Below are 26,904 nucleotides of genomic sequence, written 5' to 3' on the forward strand. Positions count from 1 at the left end.
CGTGGCAAATGCATATGCAAAAGCCGGTGTCGATGTCGAAGCCGGTTATGAAGTAGTCGAACGGATCAAAAAGCATGTGAAACGAACAGAACGACTAGGCGTGATGGGGGCAATCGGGGGCTTTGGCGGCTGTTTTGACTTATCATCGTACCAATTGAAAGAACCGGTACTCGTTTCTGGGACTGATGGTGTAGGAACCAAGCTTTTGTTGGCGATCCAACAAGAACAGCACACAACGATCGGCATTGATTGCGTCGCGATGTGCGTGAATGATATCGTCGCTCAAGGGGCAGAACCTATCTACTTCCTTGACTATGTTGCAGTTGGTAAAAACGATCCGGCAAAGATCGAACAAATCATTGCTGGTGTCGCAGAGGGCTGTGTGCAAGCGGGGGCTGCCCTGATTGGTGGAGAAACCGCTGAAATGCCGGGGATGTATCAGCCGGAAGAATATGATCTTGCTGGTTTCGCCGTAGGGATCGTCGAAAAAAGTCGGTTGATCACTGGAGAAACCATCAAAGAGGGCGATGAGCTGATTGGTTTGCCTTCTTCAGGCATTCATTCCAATGGGTACTCTTTAGTCAGAAAAATCTTTTTTGAACAGCATGGCTATACAGGAGCAGAAACGTTTGCGGAACTTGGCAACCAAACGCTTGCAGAAAGTTTTTTGACGCCAACGAGAATTTACGTTGATGCACTGAAACCTTTATTGACAGAAGGATTGTTAGCTGGAATTTCTCATATCACAGGTGGCGGCTTTGTTGAAAATATTCCACGGATGCTGCCTGAAGGACTTGCGGCAGAAATCGCCTTAGACACTTGGCCGCAGTTGCCAATATTTGATATGATCGCTACTCATGGCGCGATTCCTCATCAAGAAATGTTCGAGATTTTCAATATGGGTATCGGTATGGTCTTAGCCGTTGCGCCAGAAAATGTTGCGGCTGTGATGGCACTTCTATCCGCCAATGAAGAACAAGCATACCGGATCGGTAAAGTGACCAAACGTAACAACGAAGCCGTTTGCTTCAAAGAGGCAGTCCGATGAGGATCGCTGTCTTTGCTTCTGGAACGGGCAGCAATTTTACAGCAATCGCCGATGCGATCCAAGCAAATAAAATCAAAGGAGCGCAGATCGGGTTGGTCTTTTCCGATAAACCTACAGCGCCAGTAATAGAAAAAGCCCGCGCGAGAGACTATGAAACGCTTGTCATAGAGCCAGCGGCATTTGCATCAAAAGCAGCCTTTGAAAATAAACTGATCGAAGAATTGCAGGATCATGCCATCGATTTTATTGTTTTAGCAGGGTATATGCGAATCATCGGCAACACTCTATTATCCGCTTATGAAGGCAGAGTCATCAATATCCATCCCTCCTTGTTGCCGAGTTTCCCAGGTAAATCTGGGATCGCCGATGCCTTCGCTTACGGCGTGAAAGTGACGGGAGTGACGGTTCATTATGTCGATGCCGGCATTGACACAGGGCCAATCATTGCCCAAGAAATCGTTCGGATCGACACCGACGATACATTAGCAAATGTGACAGAAAAAATTCATCAAGTAGAACATCAAATCTATCCAGCTGTTTTAGCTGAAATCGTGGAAAAGGGGCTATCGAATCGTGAATAAACGTGCATTAATCAGTGTGTCTGACAAAGAAGGACTCGTACCATTTGTCCAAGAATTGACCAATTTAGGATTTGAGATTATCTCAACTGGCGGGACAAAAATGGCCTTGGAACAAGCGGGGCTTCAACCGATCGGCATCGAAGCGGTCACAGAATTTCCTGAAATGATGGATGGTAGGGTCAAGACGCTACATCCACGGGTGCATGGTGGTCTGTTAGGACGGCGTGATCTGCCTTCTCATATGGAGGCAATGGCTGAGCATGGCATTTTACCGATCGACCTTGTTGTCGTCAATCTTTATCCATTTAAAGAAACCATCAGTAAGCTTGACGTCACAGAAGCCGACGCAATCGAAAATATCGACATCGGCGGACCAAGTATGCTGCGTTCTGCGGCGAAAAATCATGCCTCAGTAACTGTTGTCGTTGATCCCAAGGATTACGACTGGGTTTTAACTGAGCTGAAGGAAGGCAATACGACGTTGGCATCAAGAAAGAAATTAGCTGCCAAAGTCTTCCGCCATACCGCAGCTTACGATGCCTTGATTGGTGAATACTTGACCAAAGCGGTGGCTGAAACAGAAACAGAGACCTTGACGAAAACCTATGTTTTGAAACAAACATTGCGTTATGGTGAAAATAGTCATCAGAAAGCTTCCTTCTATCAAGACGCATTACCCGTGCCATATTCGATTGCCAGCGCAAAACAAATCCACGGCAAAGAATTGTCTTACAACAACATTAAAGATGCTGACGCTGCCTTGCGGATCGCAGAAGAATTTACAGAGCCAACTGCAGTAGCCCTCAAGCACATGAATCCCTGTGGGATCGGAAGTGGAGAAACGATTGCTGAAGCTTTCCAAGAAGCTTACGAAGCAGACCCAGTGTCGATTTTTGGCGGGATCATTGTTTTGAATCGTCCAGTTGATGTGGCAACTGCGGAGCAACTGCAGCGAATTTTTCTTGAGATCATCATTGCACCTGCATTTGAAGAAGAAGCACTAGAAATCTTAACGAAGAAAAAAAATCTGCGCCTGCTGGTTGTTGATTTCGAAAAAGCAGCCAAACAGCCAGAAGTTGTCTCTGTCCTTGGGGGCTTATTGGTGCAAGAACCAGATGATCAAATGGAAACACCAGAAGATTGGACCGTGGTGACAAAGAGAAAGCCGACACCAGAAGAAATCGCAGCTTTGGCATTTGCTTGGAAAGCGGTGAAACACGTGAAATCTAATGCCATCGTTTTAGCCAATCAACAGCAAACCGTCGGGATCGGCGCTGGTCAAATGAACCGCGTGGGTTCGGTGAAAATCGCCGTCGAACAAGCCCGTGAAAACAATAAATTGGCCGGTTCAGTGCTGGCAAGCGACGCCTTTTTCCCAATGGATGACAGTGTTGAATATGCAGCGCAACAAGGAATCAAAGCGATTATTCAACCTGGTGGCAGTATCAAAGATCAAGAGTCGATCGACATGGCAGATAAATACGGTGTGGCGATGGTCTTTACTGGTGTTCGTCATTTCAAACACTAAGAAATAGGAGAAGACGATGAAAATACTTGTTATTGGTAGTGGCGGTAGAGAGCATGCCGTCGCAAAAAAGTTTCTGCAGGATCCTCAAGTGGAAACAGTCTTTTGTGCGAAGGGTAATCCCGGTATGCGAAAAGACGGGATCAAGACAGTCGCAATTGAAGAGTCCGATCATGAAAGTCTAATTGCTTTTGCTCAAGAGCAGGAGGTTGATTGGACCTTCGTTGGTCCGGAAGTTCCGTTGCTAAATGGCATCGTAGATGATTTTCAGGGGGCGGGCTTGGAAATTTTTGGCCCCAATCGACAAGCAGCGATGATCGAAGGATCAAAAGAGTTTGCCAAAGAATTGATGCGGGACAATCAGATTCCGACAGCAGACTACCAAAGTTTTACAGATAGTGCGCAAGCAAAAGCATATATCCAGCTTAAAGGTGCACCAATCGTTATCAAAGCGGATGGCTTAGCTGCGGGCAAAGGCGTAGTCGTCGCTGAAACCGTTGATGAGGCGAATGCGGCTGTCGAAGCGATGCTAGAGCAAAATGCTTTCGATGAAAGTGGTGCAAAAGTGGTGATCGAAGAGTTTTTGGCTGGAGAAGAGTTTTCGCTATTGGCATTTGTGAAGGGCGAAGCCGTCTATCCAATGGTCATTGCCCAAGACCATAAACGTGCCTTCGATGGCGATTTAGGTCCGAATACAGGAGGTATGGGGGCTTATACGCCGGTACCGCAGATTCCGCAAGAAATGGTCGATCAAGCGGTAGCAGAAGTTTTACTTCCTGCAGCGAAAGGGATGATTCGCAACAATACACCGTTTACGGGGATTCTCTATGCAGGTCTGATTGCTACCAATGATGGACCGAAAGTCATCGAATTCAATGCGCGTTTTGGCGATCCAGAAACACAAGTCGTGCTAAGTCGCTTAGAAAGCAGTCTAGCCCAGATCATTGATGATCTCTTACAGGACCAAGTACCTACGATCCAATGGAATCAATCGGCTTCGATCGGTGTCGTGATTGCCTCTCAAGGATATCCAGGCAAGTATCAGCAAGGAATGCCTGTCCCAAGCCCAGAAGGAGAAGGAACGCAATTCTTTTATGCAGGAGTGGAGGAGACTGCTGATCAAGGCGATTTGACGGCAGCTGGTGGTCGTGTTTTTCTTGTGGAAGCTTCAGCTGAGGATTTAGCTACTGCCCAAAAGAACGTCTATGAAGCAATCAATAAATTGCCTTTGTCGGGTTTGTTTTATCGAAATGACATTGGTGACAAAGCCTTACACTATAGCAACTCATCAAAGGCGATGAAGTAAAGAACGTTTCAATGCGTAATGCAAATTGAAAGTAAAGGAGGACTGCCAGTAGAACCGATCGGTTGTGCTGGTGGTTTTCGTTTTATGGGAGGTTTTTTTGACATTGGTATAGCGTTTTCATCTTGTTGTGCTAAAATAGGAGTGTAGCTTAAATAAGGAGGAACTTTACGTGAAAAAAATTAAATTCGGTCCCACTGATTTAGAAGTATCTAGCGTGATTTTAGGCTTGATGCGAATCAACAATGCCAAAGATCCTGTGAAGGTCTTGACGACTGCGATTGAAAATGACATTACCTTTTTTGACCATGCCGATATCTATGGACGCGGGGAGTGTGAAACGATTTTTGCGGAAGCATTAGCAAAAACGGATGCCAAAAGAGAAGAGTTGTTCATTCAATCAAAATGTGGCATCGTTCCTGGTGAAATGTTTGATTTTTCGAAAGAGCATATTATCTCTTCTGTGGAAGGCAGTTTGCAACGATTGAAAACCGATCATTTGGATGCGCTATTGCTGCATCGTCCTGATACTTTGTTTGAACCAGAAGAAGTGGCAGCTGCCTTTGATCAATTAGAAAAAGACGGCAAAGTGAAATACTTCGGTGTCAGCAATCAAAAACCTGGTCAAATCGAGCTATTGAAAAAATATGTTTCCCAACCTTTAGTAGCGAATCAGCTGCAATTCGGGATCATGCATACGGGAATGATCGATCAAGGAATTCATGTCAACATGACGGATGCTGGTAGTGTCGATCATGATGGAGAAATTCTTGAATATTCTCGCTTGCATGAGATGACGATCCAAGCTTGGTCTCCGTATCAGTATGGTTTCTTCGAAGGGGTCTTTATCGGTAACGAGAAATTCCCAGAGTTAAACGAAAAATTGACCGAACTAGCGGACAAGTATCAAACGACACCGACAGGTATTGCCTCTGCGTGGATCTTACGTCATCCAGCAAATATGCAAGTGATTGCCGGAACAATGACCCCGCATCGAATCGAAGAAATCGCGCAAGCTTCTTCGATCGTATTGACCCGCCATGAATGGTATGAAGTGTATAAAGCAGCAGGGAACATCTTGCCTTAATTTATACGTAAATTCCGTTTTATTCAGTTGTTATAAGGATGAATGTTCGCGAAAGACGAACATTCATCCTTTTTTTTCAAAAAGTATTTCTAAAAAGCTTGTATTTCATTTCCAGGTGGTTTAAATTGTTGTGGGCGTTAAAAATAGGCTGATGCCATTTGATGCTTGCTTCACTCTTAGTAAGATTTGGAGGATATTTTTTATGTTTGACATGAAAGTTTTTGATTACGAAGATATACAACTGATTCCTAACAAGTGTATCGTGAACAGCCGTTCAGAATGTGATACCACGGTGACATTAGGCGGACACTCGTTTAAAATGCCTGTTGTTCCTGCAAATATGCAAACAATTATTGATGATTCAATCGCAGAATTTTTAGCTGAAAATGGCTATTTTTATATTATGCACCGCTTTGATGAAGAAGCACGGATTCCATTCATCAAAAAAATGAAAAGCCGCGGCTTGATTGCTTCTATCAGCGTAGGTGTCAAAGAAAATGAATATGCCTTTGTAGAAGAACTAGCTGAGAAAGAGCTTGTTCCTGATTTTATCACGATCGATATTGCCCATGGTCACTCAAACGCCGTGATCAATATGATTCAACACATCAAGAAGCATTTACCAGCAACGTTTGTGATCGCTGGAAATGTTGGAACGCCAGAAGCAGTTCGTGAATTGGAAAACGCTGGCGCAGATGCAACAAAAGTCGGTATTGGACCAGGGAAAGTTTGTATTACAAAAATCAAAACTGGTTTCGGGACTGGCGGCTGGCAATTGGCAGCATTACGCTGGTGTGCCAAAGCTGCTCGCAAACCAATCATTGCAGATGGTGGCATTCGGACACACGGCGATATCGCTAAATCTGTCCGTTTTGGTGCAACCATGGTCATGATCGGTTCATTGTTTGCTGGGCATGAAGAATCACCAGGGGAAACCAAGGTAGAAAATGGCGTTGTAATGAAAGAATACTTTGGTTCTGCATCAGAATTTCAAAAAGGTGAAAAGAAAAACGTAGAAGGAAAGAAAATTTGGATTCAATACAAAGGTTCTTTAAAAGATACGTTAGTTGAAATGCAGCAAGACTTGCAGTCATCGATCTCTTATGCAGGTGGAAAAGATTTAGAATCGATTCGTAAAGTGGATTACGTAATCGTGAAAAATTCGATTTTCAATGGAGATACTATTTAAGCTGGATACTGAAGAAACGGCCTTTTAGCGGTCGTTTCTTTTTTTTGTTGGAACAACCATTTTGTTTTTCTGTTTTCTTCGTTATAATAGAAGCAATGAGAAGTAGAGGAGCGGGTGACCAAATGACAATCAAAGTGATGTCTGTGTTCGGTACCAGACCGGAAGCCATCAAAATGGCGCCACTAGTAAAGGAATTGGAAAACGACCCGCGTTTTGAATCGATCGTTGTGGTGACGGCGCAGCATCGAGAAATGTTGGATCAAGTTTTAACGGTTTTTGAAATCATACCAGATTATGATCTGGATATTATGACTTTAGGGCAAACTTTGACAGGAATCACTACCAAAGTTTTGCTGGATCTGGAACCTATCTTGCAAAAAGAAACCCCTGATATCGTACTCGTTCACGGGGATACGACCACAGCTTATGCAGCCGCGACGGCAGCTTTCTATCAGCAGATTCCTGTGGGGCATGTGGAAGCCGGTTTGCGTACATGGAACAAAAAATCTCCTTATCCGGAGGAAGCCAATCGTCAGCTGATCGATGTATTAGCGGATTTTTATTTTGCGCCAACTGTCCAAAGCAAAGAAAATTTATTAGCGGAAAATCGCAATAAAGCTGCAATTTTTGTAACGGGAAATACCGCCATTGATGCGATGCGTTATACGATCTCGGAGGACTATCAGCATCCAGAACTTTCTGCAGCAGATCAAACCATGATTCTTCTGACAATGCACCGTCGCGAGAACTTAGGTGTTCCGATGAAGCAAGTCTTCCGCGCTTTAGCGAAGATCGCTAAGGAGAAACCAACCATCAAAGTGGTTTTTCCTATGCATAAAAATCCTCAAGTTCGAGGGATTGCTATGGAGATACTTGGGGAACTAGAAAATGTCACGCTGATTGAGCCTTTAGATGTCATTGATTTTCACAATGTTGCCAATCAAAGCACATTGATTTTGACGGATTCTGGTGGTGTCCAAGAAGAAGCACCGTCGTTAGGCGTTCCTGTTTTGGTCTTGCGAGATACAACAGAGCGCCCAGAAGGAATTGCTGCAGGTACGTTAAAACTGATCGGTACGTCTGAAGCTGCGGTTTATCAAGAAACGAAGCGACTACTAGAGGATCCAGAAGCTTACAATGCCATGGCACATGCAGAAAATCCCTATGGCGATGGGAAAGCTAGTCGGCGAATCTTGAAAATTTTAGCAGATCATTTTTCGTGAGAGCTAGATCGAAAGAATACCGAAAAAATCATTTTTCAGAATCGGATGTGAAAGAGAAATAGGCAGCTGTTTATTTAAATGGCTGTCTATTTTTTATTCGAGTTCGGAAATTTATTACATTCTCTCCTTCAATGGGATAGCCGAAGTGACTTGATGAATTCTGGGTTTTGCCCTGAGAGGATTTCTCTCTATCTGTTCGTGTAAAAAAAGTTTTGTCACATATAAAATCACACCAGTTCTTTAACGTTGTTATTTTATTGTAAGACCTTTCATTTGAAAACCAACGAAAATCTATGAAAAAAGGGTGCTTTTTTCCATTGTTGCGGTTGACATTGGCTAGGATAGCAGTTATTATGTGGGTAGTTGGAAGATAGACTTCCGGCGAACTGACATTTTATACAAATAATTGTTAGGTGAGGCTCCTATATGGACACAAGCTGCTGCCGCAAAAGTATCGAGAGATACTTAGTTGGTAGGACAGGTCTAATCGTGAAGGTTAAACCCAAAGTAGCTGATAGCAGATTTGCTATCTACGCCCTATAGTGCTAAAGCTCTACAATGATCATGAGTTTTTTACGCATGCTTATTGGGAGCGTGCGTTTTTTTGTGTCTTTTACGCATGTTCCACAGTGACTTACCTAATAAAAAGAAAGGAAGATTCACATGGAATACCCCAGTCCCCAGATGAAACAGCGGAGTAATTATCGAATCGCTAGGGGTGGCGTAAGCAACTCCTAAGTGCTAGGAGGAAAAAAAGATGTTAAAAAAACTATCGAAAGATCAAGAACTAAAATTACTGGCAAAATTGACCGAAAGAGAACTGCTGATGGAAATGCGGACATCCTTCCAAGGGCTATCGGAAGAAGATGCTGCAGAACGTTTGGCAGAGTACGGTCCAAACAAAGTGGATGCGCAAAAACCAACACCTGCTTGGTTGATGATCCTAGGTGCTTTCAAAGATCCTTTTGTGTTAGTTTTGGCATTATTAATGGTTATTTCTTTTGTAACAGGCGATATTGAAGCAGTGATCGTGATGGGAATCATGATTTTAGCCAGTGTCATGATTACTTTCGTCCAAGAATACCGTTCCCAAAAAGCAAGCTTAGCGTTAAAAGAACTTATTGAAAATACTTGTTCCGTAACCCGAGATGGAATCACGAGAGAAATTCCGATGGATGAAGTCGTTCCAGGAGACATCGTCACCTTAGCAACCGGCGACATGATTCCTGCGGATGCGATCTTGATTTGGACCAAAGATTTATTTATCAATCAATCTTCATTAACAGGCGAATCAATGCCAGTTGAAAAATTTGTCGATGCTGGGATCAAAGAAAGCGATGAACAAATTTCTGCACTAGATATGCAAGATCTTGTTTTCATGGGTACCGATGTCTTAAGTGGTCAAGGAAAAGCCATTATTTTGAAAACCGGTCAAAGTACTTTCTTCGGTGATATTGCCAAAAATGCGACCACGAAACGGGGCAAAACAACCTTTGAAGATGGCTTAACAAAAGTCAGCAAGCTATTGTTGCGAATGGTCATGGTTCTTTTCCCAATCGTTTTATTGATCAATGGTTTGACCAAGGGTGATTGGGGCGAAGCGTTGTTCTTCGCGATTGCAGTAGCAGTTGGTTTGACGCCAGAAATGCTACCAATGATCGTCACCAGTAACTTAGCCAAAGGGGCGATCTCTTTATCAAAAGAAAAAGTGATCGTCAAAGAATTGCCTTCGATTCAAAACTTAGGTGCAATGGATGTACTATGTACCGATAAAACGGGTACGATCACCGAAGATCGTGTTGTACTGGTACAGCATTTAAACCCATTTGGCGTAGAAGATAAACAAGTCCTTGATATGACGTATTTAAATTCTTACTATCAAACAGGGTGGAAAAACCTGATGGATATTGCTGTCTTAAACTACTATGAAGAAGAAGGCTTGGCAGCGCCATTTAACGATGTGACAAAAATCGATGAGATTCCGTTTGACTTCTCACGTCGCCGCTTGACGGTTGTTGTCAATGCAGATGGTCATCAACTGATGGTCACTAAAGGTGCCGCCGAGGAAATGGAACAAGTCTGCAAGTACGTAGAAGTTGATGGCAAAGTGATGGAATTGACTCCTCAATTGAGAAAACAATTGCGTCAAGTGAATTTGCGCTTGAATAAACAAGGAATGCGCGTGTTGACTGTTGCTGTAAAACGAGATGCCCACGCAGATGCCGTTTATTCTGTAGAAGATGAACAAGATATGATCATGATTGGCTTTATGGGCTTCTTAGATCCAGCAAAAGAAACAGCAAAAACAGCGATTGCTTCTTTACACGGTCATGGCATCAATGTCAAAGTGTTAACGGGAGATAATGCGATCGTTGCGCAAAAAGTTTGTCGAGATGTTGGTATTGATGCAGATGAATACTTGTTAGGAACCGATATAGATCATCTGTCAGATGAAGAGTTAGCAGAGAAAGCTGCAAAAACTAATCTGTTTGCAAAATTAAATCCAATGCAAAAATCCCGAATCATTGAAACCATTCAAGCGGCAGGCCATACGGTCGGCTTTATGGGAGATGGCATCAACGACGCGCCTGCTTTACGTACAGCAGATGTTGGTATCTCGGTTGATACCGCAGCAGATATCACCAAAGATGCCAGCTCGATCATTTTATTAGAAAAAAGTTTGAATGTCCTTGATAAAGGGGTCATCGAAGGCCGCAAAGTATTTACCAATATGATGAAGTACATCAAAATGACGTTGAGTTCGAATTTCGGGAATGTGTTCTCGATCTTAGTTGCTAGTGCCTTTTTACCTTTCTTACCAATGTTGTCCATTCAACTGTTGGTTCAAAACTTGGTGTACGATATGGCCCAATTGACGATCCCATGGGACAACGTAGATAAAGAAGAGTTAGAAAAACCAGTTAAATGGCAAGTGGGTGGACTATTGAAGTTTACCGTCGGCATTGGACCTGTCAGCAGCATCTTCGATATTTTGACTTTCTTTATGATGTGGCATGTCTTTAGTGCAAATACCATCCAAGAGCAAGCCTTGTTCCAAGCAGGATGGTTTATGATTGGCTTGACGACACAAACCTTAGTCGTTCACATGATCAGAACGAGAAAATTACCATTTATCAAAAGTATCGCATCACCTGCAGTTTTGATTTCAAGTGTTCTAGCGATTGCAGTTGGCTTCTTGGTCATCTTGACGCCATTGCATACCGTCTTTGATTTTGCAGCACTGCCATCAAGTTACTGGCCATGGTATGTCGGTATCAATCTAGCTTATTTAGTAACAGTTGAGTTTGCGAAACGCATTTACATTCATGTCACGAGAGAATGGATTTAAAAAAACAGGTCGGCGTTCTTCCTAACAGGGGGAGAATCGCCGATCTGTTTCTTTTTATCCGTTCTCTGTATTATTTTTTTCTCATATTAAGAAATTTCGCTTTGATTCAAGTCGAATCCTTCACAAGTGATAAAAGGAGGTTAATGATAAATCTGTTTAGCGGAATGGTGGATGCTGTACTATTCTTAAATAAAAAAAAGAATCTGAAAAGAAAAAATTGAAGAAAGCGATTGCTTTAATGTGATTAATTTCACTAATGTTTTCTTAAGAGTTGCTACAGTGGGAATTCTTTTATTAAAAAAAATACCCTTTTCACTTGTCATTTTCGAAGTTAAATGATAATTTATAAGAGTAAATGAAATTTCGATAGTACAGATTTAAACCCTGTTACATACGAAAGTGAATTTTTATATCAGAGAGGAAAGTGTGTCAAGATGGCAAAAAAACAAAAAGCACTTGATTTCCAAGCGATTTTGGAGCAAGTCAATGCGGATTTTCCAACTTACCAAGCTTTGGACAAAGACGGGAAAATTGTAAATCAAGAGTTAGTACCAGATTTAAGTGACGACGAATTAGTTGAATTGATGACTCGTATGGTATGGTCTCGTGTATTAGACCAACGCTCAACTGCGTTAAACCGTCAAGGTCGTCTAGGTTTCTTCGCGCCAACTGCTGGACAAGAAGCAAGCCAATTAGCAAGTCAATTTGCTTTTGAAAAAGAAGACGTTTTATTACCTGGTTACCGTGATGTACCACAATTGATCCAACACGGTCTGCCATTGAAAGAAGCTTTCTTATGGTCACGTGGCCACGTTGCTGGGAACCTTTATCCAGAAGATTTAAAAGCATTGCCACCACAAATCATTATTGGTGCACAATACGTCCAAGCAGCCGGCGTTGCTTTAGGATTGAAAAAACGCAACAAGAAAAATGTTGTATTCACTTATACAGGTGATGGCGGTTCTTCACAAGGGGACTTCTATGAAGCAATCAACTTTGCAGGGGCTTACCATGCAAACGCTGTATTCTATATCCAAAACAATGGTTTTGCGATCTCTACACCTCGTGAAGTACAAAGTGCGGCACCAACATTGGCACAAAAAGCTGCAGCAGCTGGGATCCCTGGTATCCAAGTTGACGGTATGGATCCATTGGCAGTGTACTATGTTTCTAAAGCAGCTCGTGAATGGGCAGCAAACGGCAACGGTCCTGTATTGATTGAAACCTTGACTTACCGTTACGGTCCACATACATTGTCTGGTGATGATCCAACCCGTTACCGTTCAAAAGACATGGACAGCGAATGGCAACAAAAAGATCCATTGGTACGTTTCCGTACTTACCTAACTGAAAAAGGACTTTGGTCTGAAGAAAAAGAAGAACAAGTCATTGAACAAACAAAAGAAGAAATCAAAGCAGCGATCGCTGAAGCGGACCGCGTGCCAAAACAAAAAGTTTCAGATTTCTTGAAAAACATGTTTGAAGTACAACCACAAAACATTAAAGAACAAATTGCAACTTACGAAGCGAAGGAGTCGAAATAGTCATGGCACAAAAAACAATGATTCAAGCAATTACAGATGCCTTAGCTGTTGAAATGGAAAATGACAAAGAGATTTTAGTCTTTGGTGAAGATGTCGGTAAAAACGGCGGGGTTTTCCGTGCAACAGAAGGTTTACAAGAAAAATTCGGCGAAGATCGTGTCTTCGATACCCCTCTTGCTGAATCTGGTATCGGCGGCTTGGCTTTCGGTTTAGCATTAGAAGGTTTCCGTCCAGTTCCAGAAATCCAATTCTTTGGTTTCGTATTTGAAACATTTGACGAAATCGTTGGTCAAATGGCGCGTACTCGTTACCGTATGGGTGGTACACGTAATTTACCAATCACTATTCGTTCACCATTTGGTGGCGGTGTGCACACACCAGAATTGCACTCAGATAACTTGGAAGGATTGATCGCTCAATCACCTGGTATCCGTGTCGTTATTCCATCAAACCCATATGATGCAAAAGGATTATTGATTGCTTCTATCCGCAGCAATGACCCAGTTGTTTTCTTAGAGCACATGAAACTTTACCGTTCATTCCGTGAAGAAGTGCCAGAAGAAGCATACGAAGTTCCTTTAGACAAAGCAGCAGTAACTCGTGAAGGTTCTGATGTTTCAATCATCACTTATGGTGCAATGGTTCGTGAAGCAATCAAAGCTGCTGACAACTTAGCGAAAGAAAACATCAACGCTGAAATTATCGACTTGCGTACAGTTGCTCCTCTTGATGTTGAAACGATCATCAAATCAGTTGAAAAAACTGGTCGTGTGGTTGTCGTTCAAGAAGCACAAAAACAAGCAGGTGTTGGCGCTCAAGTCGTTTCTGAAATTTCTGAACGTGCGGTTCTATCACTAGAAGCTCCAATCGGACGCGTGTCTGCACCAGATACGATCTTCCCATTCGGTCAAGCTGAAAACATTTGGTTGCCAAATGCAAAAGACATCGAAGACAAAGTGAAAGAAATCGTGAACTTTTAATAGTTGAAGAAGGGAAGAATAGAAAATGGCATTTCAATTTAAATTACCGGATATCGGTGAAGGAATTGCAGAAGGCGAAATCGTAAAATGGTTCGTCAAAGCAGGGGATACCATCAATGAAGATGATACCTTACTAGAAGTTCAAAATGATAAATCAGTGGAAGAAATTCCATCTCCAGTAACAGGAACAGTGAAAAACATCGTTGTCCCTGAAGGTACAGTCGCAAACGTTGGAGATGTCCTTGTTGAGATCGATGCACCAGGACATGAAGACAACGAAGGCGATGCAGGTGTAGCAGCAGAGTCTCAAACACCAGCAAAACCAGCAGCAGAACCTACAACGGAAACGGCTGAAGCATCAGCTGGTTCTTCTGAAGGCGCAGGCGTTTTCCAATTCAAATTACCAGATATCGGTGAAGGAATTGCAGAAGGCGAAATCGTAAAATGGTTCGTTAAAGCAGGAGATACCATCAATGAAGACGATACGTTGCTTGAAGTTCAAAACGACAAATCAGTCGAAGAAATCCCATCTCCAGTAACAGGAACAGTGAAAAACATCGTTGTTGCTGAAGGAACAGTTGCAAATGTTGGTGATGTTTTAGTTGAAATCGACGCACCTGGTCACAACAGTGCGCCTGTTTCATCAAGCGCACCTGCAGAAGCACCAAAAGAAAAAGTGGAAACTTCTGGTTCAGCAAGTGTTGTTGAAGCAGCAGATCCTAACAAACGTGTCTTGGCTATGCCTTCTGTCCGTCAATTCGCACGCGAAAAAGATGTGGATATTTCCCAAGTATCTGCAACAGGTAAAGGCGGACGTGTAACAAAAGAAGACATCGAAAACTTCCTATCAGGTGGCGGACAAGCTGCAAAAGCTGAAACTCAAGCTCCTGCGAAAGAAGAAACAAAAGCTGCAGCAACTGAAAGCAAACCAGCAGCTCCAGCAAAAGCCTTCAAATCAAACTTAGGTGATTTAGAAGAACGTGTTGCCTTAACACCTACACGTAAAGCAATCGCTAAAGCGATGGTAAACAGCAAACAAACAGCACCTCATGTAACCTTGCATGATGAAGTTGAAGTAACAAACCTATGGGATAATCGTAAGAAATTCAAAGAAGTTGCTGCTGCAAACGGCACAAAACTTACTTTCTTACCATATGTTGTAAAAGCATTGACTGCAACAGTGAAAAAATTCCCTATCTTGAATGCGTCGATCGATGATGCAAAACAAGAGATCGTATACAAAAACTATTACAACATCGGTATCGCAACAGATACTGACCATGGGTTGTATGTACCAAACGTAAAAGATGCAGATCGTAAAGGCATGTTTGCTATCGCTGATGAAATCAACGAAAAAGCAAAACTTGCTCATGACGGCAAATTGGCTGCAGATGATATGCGTAATGGTACCATCACAATCAGTAACATCGGTTCAGTTGGTGGCGGCTGGTTCACTCCAGTAATCAACTACCCTGAAGTAGCTATTTTGGGTGTAGGTACAATCGCGCAACAACCAATCGTAAACGCTGAAGGCGAAATCGTTGTCGGACGTGTGATGAAACTTTCATTAAGCTTCGACCACCGTATCGTTGATGGCGCAACAGCGCAACAAGCAATGAATAATATCAAACGTCTATTAGCTGATCCAGAGCTATTAATGATGGAAGGATGATTAACAAATGGTAGTTGGAGATTTTGCTGTTGAATTAGATACAGTTGTAATCGGTGCGGGACCTGGCGGCTATGTAGCTGCCATCCGCGCTGCTGAAATGGGACAAAAAGTAGCAATCATTGAAAGAGAATACATCGGCGGCGTTTGTTTGAACGTTGGTTGTATTCCTTCAAAAGCCTTGATCGCTGCAGGTCATCATTATCAAGAATCTTTGGATTCAACAATGTTTGGTGTAACAAGTGAAAATGTTTCCCTTGATTTTACCAAAACACAAGAATGGAAAGACAACAAAGTCGTTAAAACGTTAACTTCAGGTGTTGGTTTCCTATTGAAAAAACACAAAGTAGAAACGATTGAAGGAGAAGCTTTCTTCGTTGATGATCACACATTGCGTGTCATCCACCCAGATTCAGCACAAACATACTCTTTCAACAATGCAATCATCGCAACAGGTTCTCGCCCAATTGAAATCCCTGGTTTCAAATTCGGCGGACGTGTTCTTGATTCAACTGGCGGATTGGCATTAAAAGAAGTTCCTAAAAAATTCGTTGTTATCGGTGGCGGTGTCATCGGTTCTGAACTAGGTGCAGCTTATGCAAACCTAGGGGCAGAAGTAACGATCCTTGAAGGCTCTCCTCAAATCTTGCCAACCTATGAAAAAGACATGGTCAAATTGGTTGAAGAAGACTTTGCGAAAAAAGGTGTAACAGTCGTTACGAACGCAATGGCGAAAGAAGCAATTGACAATGGCGATAGCGTAACTGTCAAATATGCCGTAGATGGTAAAGAAGAATCAGTTACTGCTGATTACGTGATGGTTACTGTTGGTCGTCGTCCAAATACTGATGACATGGGCTTAGAACAAGCAGGTGTTGAAGTAGGCGAACGCGGATTGATCACGGTTGACAAACAAGGCCGTACCAACGTATCAAACATCTACGCAATTGGTGATATCGTACCTGGTGCTGCATTAGCACATAAAGCTAGCTATGAAGCAAAAATCGCTGCTGAAGCAATCTCTGGTAAAAAAGTTTCCGTTGATTACAAAGCAATGCCAGCAGTTGCCTTTACTGATCCAGAATTGGCTTCTGTCGGTATGACGATTAAAGATGCCAAAGATGCTGGAATTGAAGCAAAAGCATTCAAATTCCCATTCTCAGGTAACGGTCGTGCGTTATCTCTAGGAAAAACTGAAGGATTCATCCGCTTAGTAACAACGGTTGAAGACAATGTGATCATCGGTGCGCAAATTGCTGGTCTAGGAGCAAGCGATATGGTTTCAGAACTTGCTCTTGCTATTGAATCTGGCATGAACGCAGAAGATATCGCGCTAACGATCCATCCACATCCATCTCTAGGTGAGATCACAATGGATGCTGCTGAGTTAGCTCTAGGATTACCAATCCACATTTAAGCTTTGTGAAACTCGTTCATCATTTGGTGAACGAGTTTTTTTATCACCAAAAATAAAACGATCTGGCCTATTGACAGAATCTTCTGGAAATGATACGATGCTCTTAATATTTCAACCGTTGATGAGGAAAGTAAATTGATTTGGCAAGCGTAGAGAGTCTTCGTAAGGTGCAAGAAGAACTTGTAGGATCAATCGAAAATGGCCTCAGAGGTGATCTTCTGAACTTGTACGAAAGATAAGGAGATCCGGGTGCGCCCGCTATCGCGTCAGAGTATAACGACGTTAATTTGTCGCGTACTTGCTGAGAAGCATGCTGGAAAGTCTGCTTGAATAAAGGTGGTAACACGTAAACACGTCCTTTGATATCTCGATATCAGAGGGCTTTTTTATTTGCATTATTAAGGAGGAATAGTATGACAGAAAGATTTGAGACGATTCAATTACACGGAGGACAAATACCAGATCCTACCACAGGAAGTCGCGCCGTACCCATTTATCAAACCACATCCTATGTGTTTGATGATGCTGACCAAGCGGCAGCGAGATTTAGTCTTAGTGAGAGCGGCAATATCTATACCCGTATTACCAATCCGACGACCGCGGTTCTAGAAGAACGATTAGCCCTATTAGAAGGTGGTGTCGGTGCGTTAGCTACGGCTTCTGGCTCAGCAGCGATCACCTATGCAATTTTAAATCTCGCGCAAGCAGGAGATCATATCGTTTCTGCCGCTTCAATTTATGGCGGTACCTATAATTTGTTCGCCCATACATTGCCAGATTTTGGCATCACCACAAGCTTTGTCGATAGTGAAGATCTGGCAGCACTAAAAGCAGCCATCCAAGAAAATACCAAAGCAGTTTTTCTAGAGTCTTTAGGCAATCCAGATATTGATATTGCCGACTTTAAAAAGATTGCAGCGATCGCTCATGAAGCCGGGATTCCCCTCATCATTGACAACACCTTTGCGACTCCCTATCTTTTTCGAGGGTTTGAGCATGGTGCGGACATCATCGTTTATTCCACGACAAAATACCTCGGTGGTCACGGGGCTGCTTTAGGAGGGGCTATTATTGATAGTGGCAACTTTGATTGGACAAACGGCAAATTTCCCAAGCTGGTCGATCCCGATCATAGTTACCATGGGATCTCATGGGTAGAAGCCGCTGGTAACGCTGCCTATATCACTCGGGCCCGAACGATTCTTTTACGGGATACAGGTGCTGCGATTTCTCCCTTCAATTCATGGGTGTTGCTTTTAGGCATCGAGACCCTCTCGTTGCGGATGGAACGTCATGTAGAAAATGCGCAACAAGTTGCTGAATTTTTAGCCAAGCACCCGGAAGTTTCTTGGGTTCATTTCCCAACCCTGCCGGACAGTCCTTATTTTAAGCGGGCGCAGGAGTATTTCCCCAAAGGGACCAGTTCGGTCTTTTCCTTCGGATTAAAGGGTGGGGCAGAAGCAAGCAAAACCTTTTGTGGCGCAACTAAGCTATTCTCGCTACTGGCGAACGTTGGCGATGCAAAGTCCTTGATCATCCATCCAGCTTCGACGACCCATTCTCAGCTTAGCGTAGAAGAACTTGCAGCAGCCAAAATTCGTCCAGAGACGATTCGCCTATCCATTGGATTGGAAAACATCGACGATCTATTGGAAGATCTCACGCAAGCCTTCCAACAGCTCTAAATAGTTGAAGCAGTAGGAAAAGCGCAGGATACTATGCTGCGCTTTTTTGTTGTGGGTTAGTGTTTCAAATAAAACTGCGGTTTCTGTTTATAGAAGGATAGTAAATCCATCGGTTCTATGCTATATTTAGTTGCTAAGGAATATGGATAAGGTGGGGGATGTATGCGTAATCATGCAAGTGACAAGAGGATTCGGTTTTACTACACAAGTTTGCAATTTCTTTATTGGATGATGTTTTGCTCAATCTATGGCTTTGCGACACTCTTTTTGATTTATTTCAAGGTCGATCCAGCAAAAATTGGCGGTATTTTAGCCCTAGTCAATATTGCGTCTACGATTTTGCAGCCCTTCATCAGTCAAGTCATTATCAAAAAAAGCAAAGTACCACTGATCGTTGTCTTGAAAACGATGACAATCGGCGTGGTCGCGGTGCTCTTAGCAGGTGTGATGGTCCCTGGATTATCAATACTGACCTATGTTTTAGGAGGGATTTTGCTCGTTTCCATGCAGTCCTTTCTCAACGCCTTGGCGTTTGAATACACAAATAGCGGCAACAAAATCAATTTTGGCTTTTCCCGTGCCGGTGGGTCACTAGGATTTGCGGGTACCTCCTTTTTACTGGGGCAGCTCTTAGAGGAGTTTTCGGCAGCCCTTTTACCAATGATCGCTATCGGGCAAGCCGTTTTGTTTCTCATTATTTTGCTTTTGCTGCCAGCGATCAAGAAGCCAGAAATGCCCGTGATGCATACAGAACAAAGTCATTCAGGTGCCTTTTTGAAAAAATATCCTTTTTTACTCTTTCTCTTTGTCGGATTTAGCTTTCTCTTCAGCTTCCACACGATGATCAACAGTTTTTTGGCACAAATTTTTGCCGATATTGGCGGTGGCAGTAAGGAAGTTGGCATCGCCCTGATGATTGCGGCGTTATGCGAATTGCCGGGCATGATTTTCTTTGAACAGTTAGTGAGGATACGGTCTAGCCGTTTTTGGCTGTTGCTGTCCAGTGTTGCCTTTGCCATTCGTGGGGTGCTGATGCTGTTGATCAGCTCCATCATCCTGATGGAAATGAGCCATTTGATGCAAGGGGTTAGTTTTGCCTTGTTTATTCCTGCTTCTGCTTATTTGTTCAACCATAGTTTGGCAGATGAAGACCGGGTTTTTGGACAAACGATTATCATTATCGCTACCACGATCGGTGGCGTGATCGGCAACCTTTTAGGGGGGATGCTGATCCAAAGCTTTGGTGTCTGGGAAATGCTTTTGATTGGGACTGGGTTTGCCGTTCTGGGTGCTGCATTGACCTTTATCGGTGTGAAAAAAATCCCTAAAAGCAACAAAAAATTAGCGATCATAAGCGAATGATCGATAGGTAGAAAAAAGAGTTGCGGCCGTATTTCCTTCGGTCGCAACTCTTTTGAATCTGATCAATGGGTACTATTTCTTTTCTAAAACAGCAATAAATTCCCGCATATAGTCTGGTAGATCTGGGGGACGGCGGCTGGAAACGATATGACCATCCGTAACCACAGGTGTATCGACCCATGTGGCTCCAGCATTTGTCATATCATCTTTGATGCCTGGTGTACTGGTAACCGTCTTACCTTGCAGGATATTCGCAGAAATCAAGACCCAGCCTGCATGACAGATTTGTCCAATGATTTTTTGGTCTTTGTCCATCGTTCGCACGAAAGAGATGACCTCTGGGAAACGCCGTAATTTATCAGGTGCCCAACCACCCGGAACTAAGATGGCATCGTAGTCATCGGCGTGAATATCAGAAAAAGCATAGGCTGATTCTGCGGGTACACCATATTTGCCAATATACGTTTTATGCGCTTCTTCACCGACTAAATCGACTTGTGCGCCTTCTTCCCGTAACCGATGGACCGGATACCAAAGTTCTAAATCTTCGAAATCATTGTCGACTAAGGCAATGATTTTTTTGTTTTCTAAACGCAAGAGAATTCCTCCTTTTTCTTGTTATTCTTACTGTAACATCATGCCAAGGGAAACACCAAAAGTATGCTTCCTGAAAAATGCCAAGAAGCTATTCTGAGAATGGTCGTTCAGAGAAATGATATTGATGTAAGCGTTGTAATCATTAGGGGAGTAAGCGATAATAAAAGAAAGCCAAAGGAGGCGAAGATATGGAAGCATTCGAAAAAGCACGAAAATTTATTTACAAAAACGCGCGCCCTTTAGACCTTGCTCGTTGGCAGTACCATTTTGAAAATGGATCTCGCGAGGCTGTATTACAGGCGTTACAAGTCTACCAAAATGAAGATGGTGGTTATGGGCATGGTTTGGAACCTGATTATTGGAATCCCAATAGTACACCGATTGCAGTGTGGGAGGCATGTCGAATTTTACGAGAGCTTGAATGCCTTCATTCGTCAAATCCACAAGTCCAAGGGATTCTAAGGTATTTAGCTAGTGGAAAAGAATTTTCTGAAGGGAAATGGCTCAACCAAGTGCCGTCAACGGTATCCTATCCGCATGCGATTTGGTGGGAGAGTCCTGTGGGCGTGCCAGCAGACAACCCAACGGTCAGTCTAGCTGGTACGATCTTAAGAACAGGGGAAACGACCCTCTATCAAAAAGCACAAGAAATCGCCGAAACAGCAGTTGCAAGTTTTCTTAAGGAGCCAACCAGTGAAATGCACACATTAGTCGTCTATCTAGAATTATTACAAGACTGTGAAGAAATCCAGTATCAGCCTGTTTTAGCAAATGAACGCTTTCGCGAGATCTTATTCTGGCAAATTCGCCATGCAGTCTCAAATGAGCCAGAAGAGTGGTTCACATCTTATGTCAGCAAACCTTCAAATTTTTTCTTTACAAGAGAGCAGCTGCTTGGGATTTTTAGTGAAGAAATATGTAAAAAAGAAGCCGAAGAAATTTTAGAACACCAACAAGCAGACGGATCATTTGTCATTCCATGGCAATGGGGAACAGATTACCCAGAGTTTTTCATTAGTAAACAGTGGTGGAAATCAATTGCTATCATTAAAAATTTTTTGTTTTTGCGGGCTTTTCTAGACGAACCTTTTTGAAATCGGTCATCTTTTAATAAGCGATCTCGTTGAAAGAACAAAGGAATTTCCTTCTTATTTGAGATTCATGGAGTTCAGCTTCTAGAAATCCAAATAGTTTGTAAACCAGAGGTACATTCATTGCCAGAATGTACCTTTTTTGCAGCGGAGGCTCTGACCTATTTTCAATTTTGTGGTACACTGAATAAGATGAATAGGAGTGGTAATATGCGGGATTATCAATATCCTCTGGACTTAGATTGGTCGACGGATGAAATGGTCGTCGTCATGAAGATGTGGGAACGGTTAGAACAAGCCTATGAAAAAGGCCTTCCTAGCAGCACGTTTCTTGAGGCGTATCAAGCCTTTAAGAAAGTCGTTCCCAGCATTGGCGAGGAACGCCGTTTAGGTAGAGAATTTGAAGAACTATCAGGCTATTCGTTATACCATGCCGTGCAGGCAGCGAAAAAGACTGAGGGAAAACTAAAAATGAAAGGGTAGATCAACGAATGCATGAAATCGTTAATGAAGTTCGCCAGTGGATGATCGCTGCAGGCGAAAGGATCAAAGGCAATTTAAATAAAGAAGACTTGGTGGTCGAGACAAAATCAGGACGGAAAGACTTAGTGACAGAATTGGATAAAGCCACGCAAGATTTTCTGATTGGTAAGATCCAATCCTATGATCCGGATGCCAAAATTTTAGGTGAAGAAAACGGACTGGACACACTTGCCGACATGAGTGGACGGGTCTTCATCATTGATCCGATCGATGGAACCATGAATTTCGTGTTGGAAAAAGAAAACTTTTGTATCATGATCGCGATCTACGAAGAGGGCAAAGGGCGCTTTGGTTTTGTCTATAATGTCATGAAAGATGAATTCTTATGGGGGGGTCCAGAGATTGGTGTTTATAACAATGGCAAGAAGATCGAACCGCCGAAAGATATTGCCTTATCCGAGGGTCTCGTTGGCTTGAATTCACCCATGTTGATCCATAACCGCCACCACGAAACTGAAGTCAGTGCCAAAGCATTAGGCATTCGTATGACTGGATGTGCTGGGGTAGAGTTGATCGCCCTCGCTAAAGGACAAAGAGCAGGCTATCTTTCTCATCTTGCGCCATGGGATTATGCGCCAGGGGGCGTTTTGTTAGAAACCCTTGGATTAAAAATGGCAAACATCAAAGGAGAGCCGCTATCCTTGAATGGACGGGAATTGTTTATCGGCGGTACACCGAAAGCTTTTGAAGAATTATTGGCGATCGTCAATCAATAAGAAAGCATGCCTACTATCTGATAACCGATGAACTGACGCTCATAGAAAAAAAGGCTGGCTCCGTTTCCCACTAGTTGGACCTGGTGGTAGTCAACGCTGTCCCTAAGTAGCGAAAACGGCAGCCCAGCCTTTTTAGTTCGCAGTAAGTTCTTTTTGTGCTAGCTTTAATGCTTCACTGACGATTTGATCCATATCTAAATACCGATACGAGCCGAGACGTCCTCCGAACAGGACTTGCGGCTGTTTCGCAGCCAGCTGTTTGTATTTTTTATACAGCTGGTTATTTTTTTCGTCATTGATAGGATAATAGGGTTCAGCACCAATCGTGAATGGGGCTGGATATTCTTTGGTAAGAATGGTTGTATCTGACTCACCTTGCTTATCGAAGTGTTTCCATTCCATGCTGCGGGTAAAGGGAATCTTTTCATCCGTGTAATTGATTACGGGATTTCCTTGAAGGTTTGGTGATGGATGTTTGGTTGTTTCAAAACGTAACGAACGATATTCTAGAGGACCGTATCTTTGGTCGAAAAAGGCATCGATCGGTCCTGTATAGATTATTTTAGGAAAACGTGCTAAATAGGCTGCTTTTTCAGCTTCAAAGTCCGTTTTCAAACAAACATCGATCCGATCATCATCTAATAATTTCTGGAAAATCGGCGTATAGCCACCTTCGGGAATTCCTTGAAACCGATGGTTGAAATAATTGTTATCATAGGTGAAACGAATCGGCAGTCGACGAATGATAAAGCTCGGCAACTCGCTAGGGGGCTTTCCCCATTGCTTCTGCGTATAACCGGCTATCAGCTTACGATAAATATCGGTTCCCACTAATTGGATCGCCTGTTCTTCAAGGTTTTTAGGCTTTCCTGTTATACCGGCACTTTCAATTTGCTGTTTAATCTCTTCTTGCGCTTCTGCAGGCGTTCGCACGCCCCACAGTTGATAAAAGGTATTCATATTAAAAGGCAAGTTATAGAGTTGGTCTTGGTAGTTCGCCAAGACTTGATTGGTAAAAGGAATGAAGTCAGCAAAGCGATTCATATAAGCCCAAATCTCTTTGCTATCCGTGTGGAAAATATGGGCGCCGTATTGATGAACCGTGATGCCGTCTTCTTGATAAGTATACAAGTTGCCTCCGATGTGGTCACGCTTATCGATCACCAGACAACGATGCCCTTTTCTGGCTGCTTCATGGGCAAAGATCGACCCGAATAAGCCCGCACCAACGATCAAGTACTGGTAGTTGCCAGTCTTCATGTGTTCGCTCCTCTCAGCTTTTGTTTATGATATACAAATTCTAAGATAAAGGCTGCCACCGAGCAAAGCAAGCGTTTTCTAAAAGAGTCAAAGAATCTTTATAATTGGCTGGTTATTCATGAGCAAAAAGCGACCGTTCATGAAAGGACGCTCATTGCTTGGCGTTTCCATGATAAACTACTGCTAGTAGATTTATAGACTTATGATTTATACATAGCAGAAAGTTGGGTTTAGATGAATAGCCAAGAAAAAATTGCAGAATTAACACTTTTACAAAAGGCATTGTTTGTTTCAGGAAAAAATACTTGGGAGACACATGAGCTACCAGCGATCTGTCCATCGATTTTTATGGCAGATGGTCCGCACGGTATTCGTAAGCAAGTGGGAGAAGCAGATCACCTGGGGCTGAATGAAAGCGTTCCAGCAACTTGTTTTCCGCCGGCGGCAACAATTGCAAACAGCTGGGACTGTGAACTTGCTGCGAAGGTTGGTGAATGTATTGGATCAGAAGCAAAAGCGTTAGAGGTTGATGTCGTTTTGGGTCCAGGTCTGAACATCAAGCGAAATCCTAAAGGCGGGCGCAATTTTGAGTATTTCAGTGAGGACCCTTATTTGTCAGGGAAAATGGCGGCTGCAAATATCAGAGGTATTCAAGAAAACGGGACGATTGCCTGCCCGAAGCATTTTGCTGTCAATAGTCAAGAAACGAGACGAATGGCCTCGGATTCCATCGTTGATGAGCGGACATTACGAGAAATGTATTTAACAAATTTTGAAATCGCCGTCACTGAAGGAAAACCGAAAAGTATCATGAGCGCCTATAATTTGATCAATGGCATTTACGCCAATGAAAACAAACGCTTATTACAAGAGATTCTCCGAGATGAATGGGGATTTGCTGGCTTTGTTGTCTCCGACTGGGGCGGGGATAATGACCATGTCGAAGGGGTCAGAAATGGCTGCCATTTGGCGATGCCAGGGCAAGGGATCGCTGGCGCACAAGAAATTATTGATGCAATTGAAAGGAATCGTTTGGCTGAGGCGGAGCTTGATGTACGGGTTGCTGAGCTAGCAGTGGTCTTCTCAGAGACGAAGAAACAAACTGGGAAAGATGCGATCGATTGGGCACAGCATCATACAGTCGCAAGAGAAGCAGCCAGAAGCAGCGTGGTTCTGCTTAAAAATGATGACAACTGCTTGCCTTTAAATCCTAAGCAAAAGGTCGGAATTATTGGAGATTTTGCTCAAACACCTCGGTACCAAGGTGCGGGGTCTTCGATGGTAAATGCGAAACAAGTCGAGTCGATTTTAGAAAAGATTGGAGATTATACTCCTGAAATGGCAGGTTATGCACAAGGCTATGTCCGAAAAAGTAGTAGTAAAACAGCAACAGAACAAGCAGCATTGATCGAAGAAGCTGTTTCTTTAGCAGCTGACTGTGAGGTTGTGCTGGTTTTTGCCGGACTTGATGAGAGCTATGAAAGCGAAGGGATCGACCGTGAGACGTTGGCGATGCCCGCAAATCAAAATCAGTTGATCGAAAAACTTTGTCAGACGACTGCAAAAGTAATCGTTGTTTTGTCTGCGGGAGGGGTTGTTGAAATGCCCTGGCTAGATAAAGCTGTTGGTGTGCTTCATGGCTACTTAGGTGGACAAGCCGGTGCTTCCGCGATGCTGGATGTGATCTTCGGTCGGTATAATCCGAGCGGAAAACTAGCAGAAAGTTATCCCTCTTCCTATGATGATGTTTTGTTTGGTGAAGAATTCCCAGCAAGAGGTCGTTTTGCTTATTACAAAGAGCGACTGTTTGTCGGTTATCGCTATTATGACACGTTTAAAAAACCAGTTTTGTTTCCATTTGGCTACGGTCTAAGTTATACGGAATTTGCTTATAGTGGTTTAATCATTGAAGAAAATCAAGTAAAATTTACAATTGAAAATGTTGGGAATCGAGACGGTGAAGAAGTGGTCCAGTTGTATGTTGGTTTGAAAGACAGTCAACTGATGCGACCGAAAAAAGAATTAAAAGGATTCAAAAAAGTAGCCTTAGCCAGTGGTGAAAAACGCACGATCAGATTGCCTTTTGATGATAAGACCTTTCGTGTTTATGACAGCCAACAAAATTGCTGGGCAGTTGAGGCAGGAGAATATACCCTGTTTATTGGTGGGAATTGTGAAGAGAGCCAACTTCAAGGCACGCTTTTGATCGATCAGAAAGCCGCCACTTTACGACCAAGAACGGTAAGCGAACAAGTTATTTATCCTGAGCGGATCGAACAAGCAACGTTACATGATTTTGCACAGTTTTTGAACCAGCCATTACCGCAAGAATCAAGCGGTCAGCCATTAGCCAAAAACAGTACCATTGCAGAGTTGCAGCAGGCAAAAAGTCCTCTAGGTCGTTTGGTTTTTCTTGTCTTGAATACCATGAGGAAGCGCAACGAAAAAAAAGGAAAATTGGATCTAAACTTATTGTTCATTTGGAACATGCCGTTTCGTGGCATCGCCAAAATGACCAATGGGATGGTCAGCATGGCAATGATCGACCAATTGTTGGTTATGTGTAATGGGCATTTCTTCAAAGGAAGCTTCGGGCTTTGTCGGGCATTTATCCGCAACAAAAAGCTTCAAAGAAAGTACAATAAACAACTATCGCAGCTTCACTGATCGTTACATGTTTTTCAAAAGACAAAAATAAATCTGCTGCAACACTTTGGGGAAAGAAGCAGAAAAGT

At 43.0% G+C, this 26,904-nt stretch carries 20 protein-coding genes, 1 riboswitch and 1 other annotated feature; of the genes, 18 read left to right on the plus strand and 2 right to left on the minus strand.

Annotation, left to right across the window (positions count from 1 at the left end):
• Nucleotide 1: 1 nt before the first annotated feature.
• The 14 genes from purM to CXM95_RS07495 all read left to right on the plus strand — a co-directional run bounded on the left by purM (nucleotide 2) and on the right by CXM95_RS07495 (nucleotide 19,962).
• Complete coding sequence (gene purM, locus CXM95_RS07425; protein WP_101698947.1) at nucleotides 2–1,048, plus strand: phosphoribosylformylglycinamidine cyclo-ligase; 1,047 nt, start codon at nucleotides 2–4, stop codon at nucleotides 1,046–1,048.
• A complete protein-coding gene (gene purN / locus CXM95_RS07430; protein ID WP_086317291.1) occupies nucleotides 1,045–1,629 on the plus strand; it encodes a phosphoribosylglycinamide formyltransferase in 585 nt (194 codons plus the stop codon). The genes purM and purN overlap by 4 nt, the downstream gene beginning before the upstream one ends.
• Nucleotides 1,622–3,157 (plus strand): bifunctional phosphoribosylaminoimidazolecarboxamide formyltransferase/IMP cyclohydrolase, encoded by a 1,536-nt coding sequence (purH, locus tag CXM95_RS07435; protein WP_101698948.1) that lies wholly within the window; start codon nucleotides 1,622–1,624, stop codon nucleotides 3,155–3,157. Before purN ends, purH begins: the two co-directional genes overlap by 8 nt.
• A 16-nt stretch (nucleotides 3,158–3,173) precedes the next feature.
• Nucleotides 3,174–4,460 (plus strand): phosphoribosylamine--glycine ligase, encoded by a 1,287-nt coding sequence (gene purD, locus CXM95_RS07440; RefSeq protein ID WP_101698949.1) that lies wholly within the window; start codon nucleotides 3,174–3,176, stop codon nucleotides 4,458–4,460.
• A 169-nt stretch (nucleotides 4,461–4,629) separates the two neighbouring features.
• On the plus strand, nucleotides 4,630–5,544 hold the full coding sequence (locus CXM95_RS07445; RefSeq protein WP_016611032.1) for an aldo/keto reductase: 915 nt from the start codon (nucleotides 4,630–4,632) through the stop codon (nucleotides 5,542–5,544).
• A 211-nt stretch (nucleotides 5,545–5,755) separates the two neighbouring features.
• Nucleotides 5,756–6,733 (plus strand): GMP reductase, encoded by a 978-nt coding sequence (guaC, locus tag CXM95_RS07450; protein ID WP_081487946.1) that lies wholly within the window; start codon nucleotides 5,756–5,758, stop codon nucleotides 6,731–6,733.
• 122 nt (nucleotides 6,734–6,855) lie between these two features.
• On the plus strand, nucleotides 6,856–7,956 hold the full coding sequence (gene wecB / locus CXM95_RS07455; RefSeq protein WP_042890118.1) for a non-hydrolyzing UDP-N-acetylglucosamine 2-epimerase: 1,101 nt from the start codon (nucleotides 6,856–6,858) through the stop codon (nucleotides 7,954–7,956).
• A gap of 398 nt (nucleotides 7,957–8,354) precedes the next feature.
• A riboswitch (M-box (ykoK) riboswitch) is annotated at nucleotides 8,355–8,526 on the plus strand.
• Between the two features lie 187 nt (nucleotides 8,527–8,713).
• Nucleotides 8,714–11,305, plus strand: coding sequence for a magnesium-translocating P-type ATPase (mgtA, locus tag CXM95_RS07460; RefSeq protein ID WP_005236382.1), 2,592 nt, complete (start codon nucleotides 8,714–8,716; stop codon nucleotides 11,303–11,305).
• A 434-nt stretch (nucleotides 11,306–11,739) separates the two neighbouring features.
• Nucleotides 11,740–12,849 carry a pyruvate dehydrogenase (acetyl-transferring) E1 component subunit alpha gene (pdhA, locus tag CXM95_RS07470; protein WP_005231936.1) on the plus strand — a complete coding sequence of 370 codons (1,110 nt, stop codon included), beginning with the start codon at nucleotides 11,740–11,742 and terminating at the stop codon, nucleotides 12,847–12,849.
• A 2-nt stretch (nucleotides 12,850–12,851) separates the two neighbouring features.
• Nucleotides 12,852–13,829: an alpha-ketoacid dehydrogenase subunit beta gene (locus CXM95_RS07475; RefSeq protein WP_005230047.1), complete on the plus strand. Its 978-nt coding sequence runs from the start codon at nucleotides 12,852–12,854 to the stop codon at nucleotides 13,827–13,829.
• Nucleotides 13,830–13,854: 25 nt separating this feature from the next.
• Nucleotides 13,855–15,501: a dihydrolipoyllysine-residue acetyltransferase gene (locus CXM95_RS07480; protein WP_101698950.1), complete on the plus strand. Its 1,647-nt coding sequence runs from the start codon at nucleotides 13,855–13,857 to the stop codon at nucleotides 15,499–15,501.
• 7 nt (nucleotides 15,502–15,508) lie between these two features.
• Nucleotides 15,509–16,915, plus strand: a complete 1,407-nt coding sequence (lpdA, locus tag CXM95_RS07485) for a dihydrolipoyl dehydrogenase (RefSeq protein ID WP_086317303.1) — start codon at nucleotides 15,509–15,511, stop codon at nucleotides 16,913–16,915.
• Between the two features lie 109 nt (nucleotides 16,916–17,024).
• Nucleotides 17,025–17,278 (plus strand) — a binding site (T-box leader).
• 50 nt (nucleotides 17,279–17,328) lie between these two features.
• Entirely contained in the window at nucleotides 17,329–18,600 is a 1,272-nt protein-coding gene (locus tag CXM95_RS07490) for an O-acetylhomoserine aminocarboxypropyltransferase/cysteine synthase family protein (RefSeq protein ID WP_086317305.1), read from the plus strand.
• A gap of 162 nt (nucleotides 18,601–18,762) precedes the next feature.
• Complete coding sequence (locus CXM95_RS07495; protein ID WP_086317307.1) at nucleotides 18,763–19,962, plus strand: MFS transporter; 1,200 nt, start codon at nucleotides 18,763–18,765, stop codon at nucleotides 19,960–19,962.
• A 72-nt stretch (nucleotides 19,963–20,034) separates the two neighbouring features.
• Here CXM95_RS07495 and CXM95_RS07500 read toward each other — a convergent pair whose 3' ends face one another.
• Complete coding sequence (locus CXM95_RS07500; protein ID WP_005236373.1) at nucleotides 20,035–20,559, minus strand: type 1 glutamine amidotransferase domain-containing protein; 525 nt, start codon at nucleotides 20,557–20,559, stop codon at nucleotides 20,035–20,037.
• A gap of 188 nt (nucleotides 20,560–20,747) precedes the next feature.
• Here CXM95_RS07500 and CXM95_RS07505 point away from each other — a divergent pair, with 188 nt between their 5' ends.
• From CXM95_RS07505 to CXM95_RS07515, 3 genes are all read left to right on the plus strand, one after another.
• Nucleotides 20,748–21,653 carry a hypothetical protein gene (locus CXM95_RS07505; protein WP_005236371.1) on the plus strand — a complete coding sequence of 302 codons (906 nt, stop codon included), beginning with the start codon at nucleotides 20,748–20,750 and terminating at the stop codon, nucleotides 21,651–21,653.
• A gap of 207 nt (nucleotides 21,654–21,860) precedes the next feature.
• Nucleotides 21,861–22,133 (plus strand): UPF0223 family protein, encoded by a 273-nt coding sequence (locus CXM95_RS07510; protein ID WP_008381425.1) that lies wholly within the window; start codon nucleotides 21,861–21,863, stop codon nucleotides 22,131–22,133.
• An 8-nt stretch (nucleotides 22,134–22,141) separates the two neighbouring features.
• On the plus strand, nucleotides 22,142–22,909 hold the full coding sequence (locus CXM95_RS07515; RefSeq protein ID WP_101698951.1) for an inositol monophosphatase family protein: 768 nt from the start codon (nucleotides 22,142–22,144) through the stop codon (nucleotides 22,907–22,909).
• Nucleotides 22,910–23,041: 132 nt separating this feature from the next.
• Here the strand turns inward: CXM95_RS07515 and glf are convergent, their stop codons facing one another.
• Nucleotides 23,042–24,169: a UDP-galactopyranose mutase gene (glf, locus tag CXM95_RS07520; RefSeq protein WP_086317311.1), complete on the minus strand. Its 1,128-nt coding sequence runs from the start codon at nucleotides 24,167–24,169 to the stop codon at nucleotides 23,042–23,044.
• Nucleotides 24,170–24,403: 234 nt separating this feature from the next.
• On the opposite strand from glf, the gene CXM95_RS07525 reads away from it, so the two are divergent.
• Complete coding sequence (locus CXM95_RS07525) at nucleotides 24,404–26,836, plus strand: glycoside hydrolase family 3 C-terminal domain-containing protein (RefSeq protein ID WP_101698952.1); 2,433 nt, start codon at nucleotides 24,404–24,406, stop codon at nucleotides 26,834–26,836.
• Nucleotides 26,837–26,904: the final 68 nt, after the last annotated feature.

The sequence above is a fragment of the Enterococcus sp. CR-Ec1 genome (assembly GCF_002850555.1).
In the GTDB taxonomy this organism is placed as follows: Bacteria; Bacillota; Bacilli; order Lactobacillales; family Enterococcaceae; genus Enterococcus_D; species Enterococcus_D entomosocium.

Excerpts from the sequence above, each read along its gene's own strand:
- purN (WP_086317291.1), top strand. The coding sequence starts at position 1,045 with ATGAGGATCGCTGTCTTTGCTTCTGGAACGGGCAGCAATTTTACAGCA.
- purD (WP_101698949.1), top strand. The coding sequence starts at position 3,174 with ATGAAAATACTTGTTATTGGTAGTGGCGGTAGAGAGCATGCCGTCGCA.
- guaC (WP_081487946.1), top strand. The coding sequence starts at position 5,756 with ATGAAAGTTTTTGATTACGAAGATATACAACTGATTCCTAACAAGTGT.
- wecB (WP_042890118.1), top strand. The coding sequence starts at position 6,856 with ATGACAATCAAAGTGATGTCTGTGTTCGGTACCAGACCGGAAGCCATC.
- mgtA (WP_005236382.1), top strand. The coding sequence starts at position 8,714 with ATGTTAAAAAAACTATCGAAAGATCAAGAACTAAAATTACTGGCAAAA.
- pdhA (WP_005231936.1), top strand. The coding sequence starts at position 11,740 with ATGGCAAAAAAACAAAAAGCACTTGATTTCCAAGCGATTTTGGAGCAA.
- CXM95_RS07475 (WP_005230047.1), top strand. The coding sequence starts at position 12,852 with ATGGCACAAAAAACAATGATTCAAGCAATTACAGATGCCTTAGCTGTT.
- CXM95_RS07480 (WP_101698950.1), top strand. The coding sequence starts at position 13,855 with ATGGCATTTCAATTTAAATTACCGGATATCGGTGAAGGAATTGCAGAA.
- lpdA (WP_086317303.1), top strand. The coding sequence starts at position 15,509 with ATGGTAGTTGGAGATTTTGCTGTTGAATTAGATACAGTTGTAATCGGT.
- CXM95_RS07490 (WP_086317305.1), top strand. The coding sequence starts at position 17,329 with ATGACAGAAAGATTTGAGACGATTCAATTACACGGAGGACAAATACCA.
- CXM95_RS07495 (WP_086317307.1), top strand. The coding sequence starts at position 18,763 with ATGCGTAATCATGCAAGTGACAAGAGGATTCGGTTTTACTACACAAGT.
- CXM95_RS07505 (WP_005236371.1), top strand. The coding sequence starts at position 20,748 with ATGGAAGCATTCGAAAAAGCACGAAAATTTATTTACAAAAACGCGCGC.
- CXM95_RS07510 (WP_008381425.1), top strand. The coding sequence starts at position 21,861 with ATGCGGGATTATCAATATCCTCTGGACTTAGATTGGTCGACGGATGAA.
- CXM95_RS07515 (WP_101698951.1), top strand. The coding sequence starts at position 22,142 with ATGCATGAAATCGTTAATGAAGTTCGCCAGTGGATGATCGCTGCAGGC.
- glf (WP_086317311.1), bottom strand. The coding sequence starts at position 24,169 with ATGAAGACTGGCAACTACCAGTACTTGATCGTTGGTGCGGGCTTATTC.
- CXM95_RS07525 (WP_101698952.1), top strand. The coding sequence starts at position 24,404 with ATGAATAGCCAAGAAAAAATTGCAGAATTAACACTTTTACAAAAGGCA.